The sequence below is a fragment of the Streptomyces sp. NPDC059917 genome, assembly GCF_042730635.1.
In the GTDB taxonomy this organism is placed as follows: domain Bacteria; phylum Actinomycetota; class Actinomycetes; order Streptomycetales; family Streptomycetaceae; genus Streptomyces.
Window position 1 is genome coordinate 37,348 of sequence record NZ_JBHWLC010000020.1, and the last position, 14,328, is coordinate 51,675.

Annotated in this window: 9 protein-coding genes; 3 read left to right on the forward strand and 6 right to left on the reverse strand. The window is 73.4% G+C overall.

Annotation, left to right across the window (positions count from 1 at the left end; translation table 11 throughout):
* Positions 1-136 precede the first annotated feature (136 nt).
* Entirely contained in the window at positions 137-4,051 is a 3,915-nt protein-coding gene (locus ACFWAR_RS14515; protein ID WP_385776781.1) for an alpha/beta hydrolase, read from the forward strand.
* A gap of 27 nt (positions 4,052-4,078) precedes the next feature.
* Here ACFWAR_RS14515 and ACFWAR_RS14520 read toward each other — a convergent pair whose 3' ends face one another.
* From ACFWAR_RS14520 to gyrB, 3 genes are all read right to left on the reverse strand, one after another.
* A complete protein-coding gene (locus ACFWAR_RS14520; protein ID WP_385776783.1) occupies positions 4,079-5,098 on the reverse strand; it encodes a hypothetical protein in 1,020 nt (339 codons plus the stop codon).
* Complete coding sequence (locus ACFWAR_RS14525; protein ID WP_385776785.1) at positions 5,095-5,982, reverse strand: ABC transporter ATP-binding protein; 888 nt, start codon at positions 5,980-5,982, stop codon at positions 5,095-5,097. The genes ACFWAR_RS14520 and ACFWAR_RS14525 overlap by 4 nt, the downstream gene beginning before the upstream one ends.
* 147 nt (positions 5,983-6,129) lie before the next feature.
* Positions 6,130-8,121 (reverse strand): DNA topoisomerase (ATP-hydrolyzing) subunit B, encoded by a 1,992-nt coding sequence (gene gyrB / locus ACFWAR_RS14530; RefSeq protein WP_385776787.1) that lies wholly within the window; start codon positions 8,119-8,121, stop codon positions 6,130-6,132.
* An 859-nt stretch (positions 8,122-8,980) separates the two neighbouring features.
* On the opposite strand from gyrB, the gene ACFWAR_RS14535 reads away from it, so the two are divergent.
* Entirely contained in the window at positions 8,981-9,643 is a 663-nt protein-coding gene (locus tag ACFWAR_RS14535) for a deoxynucleoside kinase (protein WP_385776789.1), read from the forward strand.
* Positions 9,644-9,686: 43 nt separating this feature from the next.
* On the opposite strand, the gene ACFWAR_RS14540 is transcribed toward ACFWAR_RS14535, so the two are convergent.
* Together ACFWAR_RS14540 and ACFWAR_RS14545 are read right to left on the reverse strand one after the other, a co-directional pair.
* Positions 9,687-10,823, reverse strand: coding sequence for a hypothetical protein (locus tag ACFWAR_RS14540; protein ID WP_385776791.1), 1,137 nt, complete (start codon positions 10,821-10,823; stop codon positions 9,687-9,689).
* Between the two features lie 107 nt (positions 10,824-10,930).
* A complete protein-coding gene (locus ACFWAR_RS14545; RefSeq protein WP_385776793.1) occupies positions 10,931-11,908 on the reverse strand; it encodes a MarR family transcriptional regulator in 978 nt (325 codons plus the stop codon).
* Positions 11,909-11,964: 56 nt separating this feature from the next.
* On the opposite strand from ACFWAR_RS14545, the gene ACFWAR_RS14550 reads away from it, so the two are divergent.
* Positions 11,965-13,161: an MFS transporter gene (locus tag ACFWAR_RS14550; protein ID WP_385776795.1), complete on the forward strand. Its 1,197-nt coding sequence runs from the start codon at positions 11,965-11,967 to the stop codon at positions 13,159-13,161.
* Between the two features lie 14 nt (positions 13,162-13,175).
* Here ACFWAR_RS14550 and ACFWAR_RS14555 read toward each other — a convergent pair whose 3' ends face one another.
* Entirely contained in the window at positions 13,176-13,958 is a 783-nt protein-coding gene (locus ACFWAR_RS14555) for a thioesterase II family protein (protein WP_385776797.1), read from the reverse strand.
* Positions 13,959-14,328: the final 370 nt, after the last annotated feature.

The window sequence follows — 14,328 nt, forward strand, 5'->3', positions numbered from 1 at the left end:
GCGCCGGTGCGGCGGAACCCGGTCCGTCCACCTTCGATGTCGGGGTCTGTCCGATCGAGTACAAGATCGACTCCGCTGCGGTCCTACGGTGGCAGGCGCACGTGCGCGCCCGACCACCGAACGACGAGGAAACCGCATGCCCGACGTCCAGCCCGTGTCCGTTCCCGCGGGACCGTCCCGCCGACCGACGCCGGGCTCCGGCGGCGGCCCACGGCGGGCGGACGCGGGCAAGGACAAGTACTTCGCGGACATGGACCGCTGGAACCGGGGCGTGGAAGTCACCCAGGATCCCGAGAAGCTGAGGCAGAACCGGCTGTTCGCCGAGCGGGCCGAGGCCGCGACCCACCGTGCGCTGCACAAGTGGTCCGAGCGCAGGGACGCGCGGCTCCCCCTGGTGCCGGCGCTGGTGTACGCCGGGAACCGGCTGTTGGCGGAGATCGACGAGGGCATCGTGGGCGATGCGCGGGAGAAGTTGGCCCTGGACCCCTCCGTTCCGAACACGGTCTCCTTGGAGGACCGGTTCAAGAACGACTCCGACCGGAACTACCTGCGCTGCATGAAGGACCTGGAGTCGGCCACCGGCACGCCGCGGCACAACGCCGCCCTGGTGACGGAATCCGCGCTCGCGGGCGCGCGCAACACGTCGCTGCTGGTCTACGAACCGGACTTCGAGGGCGGGCTCGGCCGCGCGGCGGTGGCCGTGGGCGCGGTGGAGACGGCCGAGTACGTCGTGGTCCTCGTGCCCGGCATGGGCAGTTCGCTGGAGACGCTCGGCGAGCTGACCGCTCACGCACAGGACCTGTACAAGCAGTGCCTGCGGACCCGTCCGGGCGCCAAGGTCGCCGCCGTGGCCTGGGCCGGTTACAAGGCCCCGCCCGGTTTCGCCGAGGCCGCCCGGGAGGAGCCCGCGGCGGCCGGCGCCGCGCTGCTGCGCGGCGACCTCGACACCTGGCGCTCGTACTGGCGCAAGAGCGCGGTCCGCGGGGCGCTCGACCTGCCCGCGTACCCGACGCTGACCGTCAGCGGGCTGAGTTACGGCAGCGTCGTCGCCGGGCACGCCGCGATCGGTTCCGGGACGGACACCGCGGGCAAGCGCGTCATCGACCAGCTCGTCCTGCTCGGCAGCCCGGGGACCGGGCTGCGGGCCAAGTACCTCGACGCCGACCTCTTCGTGGCCGCCACCGACACCGACTTCATCAGCATGCTGGACTGGTTCAGCATCGACCCGTCGCACGAGAACCACGGCGAGAAGGTCGTCCGGATGCGTGCCGACTACGCCTGGACGGCGCAGGCCGGGCTGGTGGGCAACCTGAAGAAGGCGCACCTGAGCTATTACGACCGCGGCTCCGAGTCCCTGGCCAACATAGCCCGGGCCGTCGTCGGGCGGACCGAGGAGATCAGCCTGGAGGAACGGCGCACCCGGCCGCTCCTGGGCGGCTACCGGACCCCCCTCGGACGCGCGTTCCACGACCGGCCGGAGAAGCCCGGCGGCCACGGCACGGCGGACGGCGGGCACGGGCCGTGGGACCAGGAGGACGCCGACGGCGTGCGGGCGGGCCTGGCGGAGGGGACCTTCGGCAAGGCCGAGGGCAAGGGGCGCAAGAAGCGCGACCTGGGGGAACAGGAGCAGCGCGTACCGGATCCGGTGGTCGAGGAGCAGCTGGGGGGCAAGAAGAAGCCCCGGCCCGATCTGGTGAAGCGGCCGATCACGCGGGCCCCCGCGATCGCGGGCGCGGACGCGTCCGCCGGGCCGAAGCCGCCCGCGGTCCTGTACCGCGTGGACACCCGGCCCCCGACCGAGGGCTTCCGCGACGGCTTCTCCGCCTACGGCAAGGACATGGACCTGGAGAAGCACGCGCGCGGTGCCACGACCATCGGGCGTTCCAGCCAGGCGAGGTCCAGCGGCTTCATCTCCACGACGTCCAACCGGGCCTTCGCGCTCAGGTTCGCCGAGCAGCTGCTCGCGGGGCAGCACACGGTGTACCTGTACGAGATGGTCCCGGGCCGGAGCTTCTACAACCTGCGCAGCAGCCTGTTGGCGCGGGGCGGTGTCGACCCCAGCCTGGTGGACCACGCCCAGGCCCAGGGCGAGTGGGTGTCCACGGGGCGGATCCCGCCGGACCGGATCAGGAGCGCGACCCCGTTGTCCCGGCCGGCGACCGGGCGCGGGGCGCCCGTGGCCGGGCCCGTGCAGAGCAACGTGAAGGTGCCGGGAACGGCCCTGCGGGGCTTCGACACGAGCGTCGCCCCGCAGGCGAACGCCCATCCGTACGGCAAGCCCGCGCCGGGCACCAGGGCGGCCGCCGGTGGCCTGATGCGCTACACCCCCGGGCCCGACCTGGTGGGGCCGCAGGGCCAGCGGTTCCTCTACCGGGGCGTCCAGCAGGCGCCGAAGAGCGGGGTCCTGGTCAACGGCTTCTCCTCCCGCGGGTTCGACGTGTCCGAGCGGACCCACCTGAGCGGTGACATGCGCAACTCCGCTTACATATCGATGAGTTGGAGCAAGGAGACGGCCCGCACCTACGCCGGTCCCACCGGTTGGGTCTACAAGATCGACAAGAACAAGCTCGGGGTCGTCTTCAACGTCTACGGGTCGAGCGGGCTGACGGGGCGGCCCGCGGACGGGGCCGTGCAGCGCAATGCCGAGGTCGCCGCGATGTACTACGTCCCGCCCGAGGCCATCGTCGACGCGGAGCCCTCCCGGATGCGGTCCGCGGCGAAGAGCCTGCCCAGTCGGATCAAGCACAAGTACACCGTGTGGCAGCGCGACGTCTCCGCCCAGCGCCGTCCCGCGTCGGCGTCGGTCCGCACCGGCGCGAAGGCCGCCGGCGGGGCGATCCTCATCGCCGAGAAGCTCTTCGAGATCTTCCCGGAGCTCCGGCAGGTGTTCGCTCCCCTCGGCTCCTGGATCGACGACAAGTGGGCGCGGGCCCAGCGCACGGTCCAGGACGCGCTCATGCCCGACCTGGCCCGGGCCCGCGCGGCGCGCGAGGCGTACGACGCCATCCCCAACAGCCGCTACGCCAAGGAGCGCCCGGAGTGGGAGAAGTCGCTCTGGAAGGTGCCGCGGAACACGCACCTCTACGGCCACGTCCTCTCCGCCCGCGTCGAGAAGGGCGCGGAGATCGGTGAGGACGACGTCAAGAACGTGCAGGACGCGCTGCGCTACTCGGCGGCCCGGGTCTGGGCCGACGAGAACCTGGAGCCGATCAAGCAGTACTTCTCGCGGAAGATCAGGGAGGACGAGGACGGGGCGGGCGTCTCGGCGAGCGACCTCGCGGACGTGGACGAGATCCTCCGCTCCCTCACCCCCGCCATCGTCGCCGAGGAGTACGTGGACCACGGGCTCGTCGAGTTCGCGGAGCTGTACGCCGTGCACACCGAGCGCTACCTCGCCGAGAAGGAAGCGGCGGGTGAGGGCCGCCGCGTCACCATCGAGCTGTCCACCACCGCGCTCGAGGAGACCCAGGTGCTGGTGCCGAACGCGCAGGGTCCGGCGCGGGAGGTCACCTGGTCCGTCAACGGCAGGGCCGCGAGCCGGTTCGCGCATCAGGACGTCCACCCGGAGCACTACAAGCACGGCCTGCGCGGCGGTGACGCGGTCGTCCTCACGGGTGTGCTGCCCGAGGGCGGCGGGGACGCCGGAGCGCTCAGCCTGTACAACCCGCAAACCCGGGAACGGGCCCTGACCATCGCGCCCGTGAAGGCGGGGGGCCAGGTCGGGTACCGGTTCGCCTTCCCGCGCGACCCCGACGGGGCGTCCGCCGGGGTCGAGGCCCGGGTGGAGGCGGACGGACGCACCGACACGATCACGGCGGACCTGGCCCTCGTCCACCGCGCGGGGGCGCCGCTGAAGGTGTCCGTGGTGTACCCGAAGCCGCGCACGTACACGGTGAAGACCGGCGACGGCCTGTGGTCCATCGCGGCCGCCGAGCTCGGCGACGGCAGCCGCTGGCCGGAGATCTACCGGGCGAACCGCACGGTGATCGGCGACGACCCGGACCTGATCCTGGGCGGACAGGTCCTGCGCATACCGGGGCGCACGGCTTGACCGGTGCGGCGGTCGGTGCAGGCTGTTTCAGTGCAGCCGGGTGCGGGTCCACCACCAGGAGAAGGCGAGGGCGAGCGCGGCCAGGGCCAGGCAGGTCGCCGACTCGACCTGTTGCAGGGCCGGGAAGTGGCCGGGCGGGTGGTACTCGGCCCAGTAGCGGGTGATGTCGTGATCGCGCAGGCACGCCTCGTACGCGTTCTGGTCGCGCAGGAAGCAGGCGTCCGGGACCTGGACGCGCGCGCCGGAGGTGGTCAGGAAGGAGCTGTCGCGGACCCAGGCGTCGTCGGGAACGCCGATGTGCCGGGGTGTGCCCTGGACGGTGATGACCTGTCCCAGGTAGGGGCGGGCCTTCTCCCAGGCCGCGAAGACGGCGCCGCCGACGAGGAGGCTCGCGCCCATGGCGGTGATCGTGCGGCGCAGCAGGAGCCCGAGGGCGATGCCGACGGCGACGAGCAGCAGGGTGCGGGCGGTGGGAACCGGGCCGGTGGCGTTGAAGGAGCCCCAGTCGTACCAGACCGCGTAGGTGCCCGCGTGGTCGAGGACCACCTCGCGCCAGCGCCCGGCGGCCCATGCGACGGGCACGGTGGTGACGAGGGCGAGCAGGACCGGGGGGATCGCCTTGGCGAGGAACCAGCGGGTGCGGGTGGTGCTCTGGGCCAGGACGAGCCGGTGGGTGCCCGACTCCAGCTCGGTCGCGAAGAGCGGCGCGCCGAGGAAGACGCCCGCCAGGACCGGCAGGAAGGACAGCCCGAACGTCAGCCCCCGCAGCGGTACTTGGAACCGATCGGCGAACTCGGTCGGCAGCCGGCAGCCTTCGCCGGGCGGACAGGGTGCGATGTCGCGCCGGTCCAGGAAGGCGAGGGCGGCGTCGGCGGTGTGGACGGCGTACCAGGTCAAACCGGCCGCGAGCAGGAGCGTGAGGGCGATGGTGAGGCGCTGTTGGCGCAGGACGAGCCAGGGCAGACCGCGCAGGAGGCGCCGGGGCGGGGTGCCCGGGTCCTGGTGGGTCCGGGCGGGTCGGGGGGTGGCGGTGGTGGCGCGGTTCATGCGGCGGCTCGGGGGGTGTGGGGGCGGGCGTCGGCGGTGAGGTGGGGCTCGGCCGGGTCTCCGCGCAGGTAGGCGAGGAGGAGCTGGTCGAGGGCGGGGGCGGGGGCCGGTCCGGTGTCGGCGGTGCGCGGTGCGATGCCGTCGTCGCCCGTCAGGTGGTGGGCGGCGAGGAGTTCGTCCACGGCCCCGGCGAGTCGGACGGTGCCCGCCGCGATGACGACGGTGTGGTCGCACAGAGCGGCGAGTTCGGTGATCGTGTGGGAGGAGAGGATCACGGTGGTGCCGTGGGCCGCGGCCTCGGCCCGCAGCAGGGCGGTCACCTCGTGCCGCACCAGCGGGTCCAGGTCCGCCATCGGCTCGTCCAGCATCAACAGGCCGGGCTGCTTGGCGAAGGCCACCGCGAGGGCGACACGGGTGCGTTGGCCGCCGGAGAGGGAGGAGATCTTGGCCCGCAGCGGGATGTCGCCCTCGCCGACGATGCGTTCGGCGGTCTCCTGGCGCCAGGTGGGGTTCAGTTCCAGGCCCGTGCGCAGGGTCTCGGCGACGGTGAACCCCCGGTACAGGGGCTTGTCCTGGCTGAGCAGCGCGGTCGTGGCCCGGGCGGCCGGCGACCCGGCGTCGCGGCCGAAGACGCGCACCTCACCCGCCGTCGGCGCGAGCAACCCGCCCGCCAGGGACAGGAACGTGGACTTCCCGGCGCCGTTCGGGCCGACGAGTGCGCAGATCCGGCCCGTGGGGATCCGGACGGTGCACTCCCGCAGCGCCCAGGCCCGCCGGTAGCGGCGGCCCAGGGCGACGGCCTCCACGGCGGCGGGTGCGGAGGCCGACCGGGCGGCGGGGGGAGCCGGCGCCGGGTCGGGCGGCGGGGGCCAGGGCTGTGACATCTCGGTCTCCTTCGTTTCGGCGGGCGTGGGCGGCGACCGAGGAGACCGGCTGCTGGGCCCGCTGCGCGGCCTCGGCCACCGACCGGCGGATCGTAGGCAGCGTCACCTGAAGAAAGGCCAAAGACGGCGTGCGGGGGGCGCGGCGCCTCAGATGTCCAGGAAGCGGACGTCCTTGGCGTTGCGCTGGATGAAGGAGCGCCGGGCTTCGACGTCCTCGCCCATCAGGATCGAGAACAGGTCGTCGGCGAGGGCCGCGTCGTCCAGGGTGACCTGGCCCAGGACGCGGTGGTCGACGTCCATGGTGGTGACGCGCAGTTCCTCGGCGTTCATCTCGCCCAGGCCCTTGAAGCGCTGGATGGTGTCGTCGCGCAGGCGCTTGCCGGAGCCGGTGCCGCGGCGGACCAGGGCGTCGCGCTCGCGGTCCGAGTAGGCGTACTCGAAGTCGTCGCGGCCCCACTTGATCTTGTACAGCGGGGGGCGGGAGAGGTAGACGTGCCCGGCCTCGACCAGCGGCCGCATGAAGCGGAAGAGGAAGGTCAGCAGCAGGGTGTTGATGTGCTGGCCGTCGACGTCGGCGTCCGCCATCAAGATGATCTTGTGATAGCGGAGCTTCTCGATGTCGAAGTCCTCGTGCACACCGGTACCGAAGGCACTGATCAGCGCCTGGACCTCGGTGTTCTGCAGGATCTTGTCGATCCGCGCCTTCTCGACGTTCAGGATCTTGCCGCGGATCGGCAGGATCGCCTGGTACATCGGATTGCGGCCCGACTTCGCCGAGCCACCGGCCGAGTCGCCCTCGACGATGAAGATCTCGCACTTCGACGGATCGTTGGACTGGCAGTCCGAGAGCTTGCCCGGCAGCGACGCCGACTCCAACAGGCCCTTGCGACGCGTCAGGTCACGGGCCTTGCGCGCCGCGACGCGCGCCGTGGCCGCCTGGATCGCCTTGCGGATGATGTCCGCGGCCTCGTTCGGATTGCGGTCGAACCAGTCGTTCAGGTGCTCGTGGACGACCTTCTGCACGAAGGTCTTCGCCTCGGTGTTGCCCAGCTTCGTCTTCGTCTGGCCCTCGAACTGCGGCTCGCCCAGCTTCACCGAGATGATCGCCGTCAGACCCTCGCGGATGTCCTCGCCCGCCAGGTTGTCGTCCTTCTCCCGCAGCAGCTTCTTCTCGCGCGCATAGCGGTTGACGACCGTGGTCAGAGCGGTGCGGAAGCCCTCCTCGTGCGTACCGCCGTCATGGGTGCGGATCGCGTTCGCGTACGAGTACGCGCTCTCGCTGTACTGGCCGTTCCACTGCATCGCGAGCTCCACCGACAGCAGCCGCCCGGTCTCCCGCGCCGCCACCTCGATCACGCTCGGGTGCACCGGTTCGCCCTTGCGGGCGCCCAGGTGCCGGACGAAGTCCGCGATGCCGCCCTCGTAGGAGTACTTCACCGTACGCGCCTGGTCGTCGTCGGTCGCGGCCGCCGGTGCGGCGGTCCGCTCGTCGGTGAGGGTCAGGGTCAGGCCCTTGTTGAGGAAGGCCATCTCCTGCAGGCGGCGCGAGAGCGTCTCGAAGGAGTACTCGGTGGTCTCGAAGACGGCGCCGTCGGCCCAGAAGGTGATCGTGGTGCCGGTGCGGTCGGTCTCCTCGTGCCGGGCCATCGGTCCGGTCGGCTCTCCGTGCGCGAAGGACTGGCTCCAGCGGAACCCGTCCGCGCGGACCTCGGCCGTCAGGCGGGCCGACAGGGCGTTGACCACGGACAGGCCGACCCCGTGCAGGCCGCCGGAGACGGCGTAGCCGCCGCCGCCGAACTTGCCGCCCGCGTGCAGGACCGTCAGCACCACCTCCAACGCCGGTCGGCCCGTGCCCGGGTGCAGTCCGACCGGGATGCCGCGGCCGTTGTCGACGACCCGCACTCCCCCGTCGGCCAGGAGCACCACGTCGATGCGATCGGCGACCCCGGCCAACGCCTCGTCCACGGAGTTGTCCACGATCTCCTGCACCATGTGGTGCAGGCCCCGGGGGCCGGTCGAGCCGATGTACATGCCGGGGCGCTTGCGCACCGCGTCCAGGCCGTCGAGGACCTGGATCGCCTGCGCGTCATAGGTGGGGTGGGCGGGGTGGGCGGGGGCCGGAACGACGGTCTCGGTCAAGGCGGTGCTCGCTTTCGGACACGACGAACTCCGCTGCCGCGCAGGCGCGCGGCAGCGCAGGGGGACGCCGACGGGTGGGCCGCTCCGGGGCATGGCGAAGCAGGCCCCGGTCAGGTGGAGTCCGATCGCACCACTGCGCGACCGGACCGTTCCACTGTACCGTCCGTCCACATCGGCGATAGGGCAAGAAGGCCCCCAGATGCCCGCCTGAGGCATTTTCAGGGGTAGCGCCTCATCCCCCTACGGAATCAGCACGGGAGGGCGCCTGTGGTGCCGCTACGGCCCTCGCGGGGCCCTTTGGCGAAAAGGATCAAGGTACCGATTCACCGCGGGCCGGGGCGAGGGCAGGAGCGGGGGCGAGGGCAGGAGCGGGGGCGGGGGCCGGGGGCCGAAACAAAAAAAGGTCCCGTCCCCTTCTCTTACGAAGGGGACGGGACCTCGTCGAGCGCTGGGCAGGCCTTGCACCTGCATCCCCCCACAGGAAGTGGGGTGCCTTTCCTTGGACCACCAACGCCGGGCCGATCGCCGGTGAGGGCGACGAGCTCAAGATCAATCATACGGTACGGATCTTGTGGTCCGTGCCGCCCGTACGGGGTGGCGGCGGGGGGTGTCGGTGGGGGCGCCGGGGCCCGGCCGACCTGGCCGAATCCTCATCTATGCTTCAAGGCGGCCGCGAGGCGGTGGCCCGTCGGCGGACCACTTCGGGGCCGGACCGGACGCGGCCGCGGGGCGCTGATCACGAAGGCTGATCACGAGGATCACGGGGGATCGGCGGCGACCGCCGGCACGCGTCCTTGTGGGCCCGGGCATCCCGCCGGCCCGCCCACCGCGAGCAAGACCCCCCAGGGAGAAGTGAGGTATGGCAGTGATCTGCGTCGGAGGCATGATCGGGATCGGCAAGACGAGCGTGGCCGAGCTCCTCGCCAAGGAGCTCGGCAGCCAGGTCTTCTACGAGAGCGTGGACGACAACCCGATCCTCCCGCTCTTCTACACGGCGAGCCCCGAGGAGATCCAGGCCAAGCGCTACCCCTTCCTGCTCCAGCTCTACTTCTTGCAGACGCGCTTCGCCGCGATCAAGGAGGCGTACAAGCAGGGCGACAACGTCCTCGACCGCTCGATCTACGAGGACTGGTACTTCGCCAAGGTCAACCACGACCTCGGCCGGATCAGCTCCCTCGAGATGCGCGTGTACGAGGGCCTGCTCCACGAGATGATGCGCGAGATCGACGGCCTGCCCTACCGCAAGGCCCCCGACCTCATGGTCTACCTCAAGGCGGACTTCGAGACGGTGCTGCACCGCATCGGGCTGCGGGGGCGCGACTTCGAGCAGGACGAGGGCCTCGTCGCCTACTACCGGACCCTGTGGTCCGGCTACGACGCCTGGGTGCACGAGCACTACTCGGCCAGCGACGTCCTCGTGGTCGACATGAACAACACCGACGTGGTGAACGACGCCGCGGACGCGGCCCGCGTGGTGCGGGAGGTCAAGGACGCCCTCGTGGCGGCGCGGCTGCGCGCCTGAGGTCCGCCCCCGCCGGTGACCGCCCCGGCGTCACCGGTCGGGGTCACCGGTCGGCGTCGGGGTGGGCGATGTCGAAGAGGACCATGGCCAGCTCGTGCGTCACCTGCTCGACGGCCACGACCTGCGCGCGGACCGGTGCGGGCAGGTGCGCCCGCTCCCACAGGGCCACCGGCAGGTCCGGCGGGCGGGCCGCCCACAGCCTTTCGAGGTCGTCCGCCGTCCCCACCAGCGAGTGCACGGCGTCGTGCGCGACGGCGCCGACGGCTTCGGCCAGCGGGTCCTCGGCCGGGCCCGCCGGGCCGAACCGGGCGAAGGCGGGCAGGTCGGTGAGGGTGACCACCGTCGCGTGGACGTGGGGCATCCGCAGCACGCGCTGCACCCAGGCCGGGCCCGCGCTCCCCTCGGGCAGGCCCGGGTAGTCGGGGGGCGCGACCAGGGTGCGGTGCAGGATCAGCGCGTACGCGCGGTGCTCGGGGGTCGGGGTCCACAGGCCGGCGCGCAGGGCCGCGTCGAGCCGCTCGATCCGGGTACGGGCCCCGGCCACGTCGCCCGCCCACTGCGGCGCCAGGTCCGCGACCCCGGCCGCGCGCACCGTGCGGGCCCGGTCGCCGAGGAGCAGCGGCAGGGGTGCGGCGCGGTCCCGGGTCCGCTCGTCGTGCCGGTCGTGTCCGGCGTGCTCGTCGTGCCGGGCGTGCTCGTCGTACGCGTCGTGCTCCGCGTGCTCCTCGGCCAGGTGCGCCGTGACGTGGGCGGCGAGGACCTCGCGGGCCCGGCTCCCGCGCTCGCTGCCGCCGACGAGCGCGCGCCAGCCCGCCTCGGTGCGCCCGCGCGGCTCGCCGGTCTCCAGTGGTCCCCGGTACAGGCTGCCGGTGCGCGGGCCGCCGACCCAGCCGAAGAGTCCGAGCAGCTCGACGTCGTCGACCAGGACGTCCGCCTCGCGGGCGGCGCGGCACGCCGCGAGCGCGAGGAGCGCGACGACGGGCATCCACCGCGAGGTGAACTCGGCGGCGCCCGGCGCGTCCGGGCGGCCCGGCCGCGGGCCCCTCGGGCCGGGCGGGGTCCGGTTGTCGAAGCCGGTGTGCCACACCACGAGCGCGCCGCAGTTCAGCACGGCCCTGCGCCACGCCACCGTGCCGTACGCCGCCTCGTTGCGCCGTTCCCAGTCCTGTCCCTCGGCCACGTCGCCCGCCCTTCCGTCGTCCCGAGCCACCGGCCGCCGCCGGACCGTGAGGCATTCATCCTGCCCACGCCGGGCCTGCGGGAACGGCTTCGACCTGCCGGGTCCGGCTACCGGCCGAGGAGGCGGTCGCCCAGGGGGCTCCGCCGGTAGAGGACCTGGCGTCCGTCGCGGGCCCGGACCAGGAGGCCCGTGGCGTGCAGCACCCGCAGCTGCTGGGACACGGCGCTCGGGGTGACGCGCAGGCGGCGGGCGATCTCGACCGTGGCCAGTGGCTCGTCCAGGAGCGCGAGCAGCCGTGCCTTGGTGGCGCCGAGCAGCTCGGCCAGGGCGGCGGGGGCCGGGGCGGGCGCCGCGGTCCACAAGGTGGCCAGTCCTCGGCTCGGGTAGGACAGGACGGGCGGTTCGTCCGGGCTGACCGGGGGCGCGGGTTTGTGGGCGAAGGCCGACGGCAGGAGCAGGAGGCCCTGGCCGGACGCCGTGACGCGGTGCTCGCCGATCATCCGGTCGATGTGCAGGGCGCCGCCGTGCCACCGGAGGTTCGGGTGCATGTCCGCGAACAGCGAGCGGGCTCCCCCGATGGCCAGTCGGCGGGCGCGGTAGGTCATGTCGGCTTCCAGGAGCAGCCGCAGCTGCGGCCAGATCGGCTCGACGGCGATCTCCCAGTACTGCCGCAACAGCGCGCAGAGGTCGTCGCGCAGCGCGGTGACGGGCGCGTCGTCGGGGGCGGCGGCGGCGCGCAGGGGCGCGGGCAGCGGGTCCGGCGCGTGCGCGGCGAGCAGGTCGCGGCGGACCGTCCGGGGGGAGGTCCGCCGGACGGCGGCCAGCTCCTCGGCGAAGGTCGGGGCGAAGGAGGTGGGCCGCGGGGTCAGGAAGTCGGGGAGGGTGCGCCGGGGCGAGACCAGGGACATCAACAGGTCGGTGTCGAGGGCGCCGAGTCGGGCGAGGACCGATCGGCGCCACGGCAGGTGCAGCGCGGACAGGCCCGGGTCCTGGAGCACCCGCAGGCTGACCACGCTCTCGTGCAGGGGCGACAGGGCGAAGCGGGTGTCCGCGAGGTCCTCGACGCCGAGCACGAAGCTGATCATTAAGGCCCACGCTACATCGATTGGCAACGGGCCGCCGCTGCCGTGGACTTCGACGCATGACGCACCTGACGGAGCGGCGGGACACCGCCCTCGGCCCCCGCACGACGCTGCTCCTGGCCCTGACCTGCGCGGTGGCCGTGGGCAACGTCTACTTCCCGCAGGCGATCGTGCCGCTGATCGCCGCGGGCCTGCACGTCCCGCCCGGGTCGGCCGCGCTGGCGGTGACCGCCACGCAGGTCGGCTACACGGCGGGCATGTTCCTGCTGGTGCCCCTGGGCGACCGGCTGCGCCACCGCAGCCTGCTGGTCGTGCTGCTCGCGCTGACGGGCCCGGCCCTGCTGCTCGCCGGCTGCGCACCGAACCTGCCGGTGCTCGTCGTCGCGAGCGCGCTGGTCGGCCTCACCACCGTGGCCGCGCAGGTCGTCGGCCCGCTGGCGGTGGCGCTGGTGGGCGCGGAGCGCCGCGGAGCGGTGATCGGCACCCTGCTGAGCGGGTCGATCGGCGGCATGCTGCTGGCCCGGGCCTTCAGCGGTGCGCTGGGCGAGTGGCTGGGGTGGCGCGTCCCCTACCTGGCGGCCGCGGCGCTGACCCTGCTGCTCGCGGCGGTGGCGGCCCGCGCCGTGCCCGTCGTCGCCCCGCCCCCGCGCCAGCCGTACCCGGCGCTGCTGGCCGGGGCCCTGCGCCTGCTGCGCACCGAGCCGGAGCTGCGCCGGTCCTGCTGCTACCAGGCGACGGTCTTCGCCGGTTTCTCGGCGGTGTGGACGTGCCTGGCGCTGCTGCTGAGCGGTCCGGTCTACGGGGCCGGCGCCCAGGTGGTGGGGCTGCTCGCGCTGGTCGGGGGCGCGACCATGTGCGCCACCCCGCTGGCCGGGCGGCTGGTGGACCGGCGCGGTCCGGACCCGGTGAACCTCGGCTGCCTGCTGGCGGTCCTCGCCGCGGCCGCGGTGCTGGCCGCCGGGGCGCTGGGCGGCGTACCGGGGCTGAGCGCGCTGGTGCTGGGCACGCTGCTGCTGGACGTCGCGATGCAGTGCGGTGCGGTGGCGAACCAGGCGCGGGTCTACGCCCTGCGCCCCGATGCCCGCAGCAGGCTGGGCACCGCCTACATGACCTGCGCCTATCTGGGCGGCAGTGCCGGTTCCTGGCTCGGGGTGCGCGTCTACGGGTGGGCCGGGTGGCCGGGTGTGTGCGGGCTCGTCGCGGTGCTGGCCGCGCTGGCGCTGGTCCGCCACCTGGCGGGGGCGGGGCGCGGGTGACGGCCGTGGAACGGTCAGCCGGTGGTGGCCAGTTGGCGCGCGATGGCGGCGGTGAGGGTCGCGTGCTGCCGCGTCAGGTAGAAGTGGTCGCCGGGCAGGACCCGGAGGTCGAACCCGGCGGGGGCGACGTCGGCCCAGGCGCCCATGTCCGCGACGGTGGTGGAGGGGTCCTCGTCGCCGATGTGGGCGTGGACGGGGCAGCCCACCGGGGTCGCGGCGCGGGGGCCGTAGGTGCCGACGATGGTGAAGTCGCCCCGGATGGCGGGCAGTACCAGCTCGCGCAGGTCCGGGTCGTCCAACAGGGCGTCCTCGGTGCCGCCGAGGCGGCGGACCTCGGCGATCAGCGCGTCGTCGTCCTCGGTGTGCAGGGGGCGCGGGGCCAGCCGGTGCGGGGGCTTGCGGCTGGAGACGTGCAGGGCCGCGGGAACCACCCCGTGCGCGCGCTCCAGGCGCAGGGTGACCTCGTGGGCCAGGGAGGCGCCCATGCTGTGCCCGAAGAGCGTCAGGGGGACGTCCAGGTGGGGCAAGAGGGCGGCGGTGACCTGGTCGGCGAGCTCGTCCATCGTCTCGACGCACGGCTCCATGAGCCGGTCGTGGCGGCCCGGGTAGCGGGCGACCATGACCTCCGTGGCGTCGTCGAAGGAGGTTCCCCAGGCGTGGTAGAAGCTCGCGGAGCCGCCCGCGTGCGGCAGCACCAGGAGTCGGCGGCGCGGGGCGGTGCGGGCGGCGTACCGGCGGAACCACCGGCCGCCGTCCACCGGGGCGGGGGGCGGGGTGGAGTTGGTACGGAGGGTCATCCCGTCGTCCTCTGTGCTAAGGGGTGTTGCGCGATCGTCTCCACCCGGGGGCGGGCCGTGGCCGGGGCGACCGGCCGGTCGAGCCGGGCCGTAGGTGAAGATTATCTTCTCGTGCGCGAGCGGGTCGGGGCCGACCACGTGGTCGCGCGGGCGCACGGCCCTCGACGGGCGCGGCGTACGGCTCGGGCAGCTGGATCGTGAGGACGTCGGATGCGGCGCGGAGTCCGTCACGTCCGACGGTCCCGGGATGCGCCGCGGCGGTGCCGGGTCGGCGGTACGTAGGCTGTTCGCGCGGCGGTCGGCTCCTGCGTCGCGCTCTCCCGGCGGTGGCGGTGCGGTCCGGAGAAGTCCTTCCAGGAACGACGAGGTC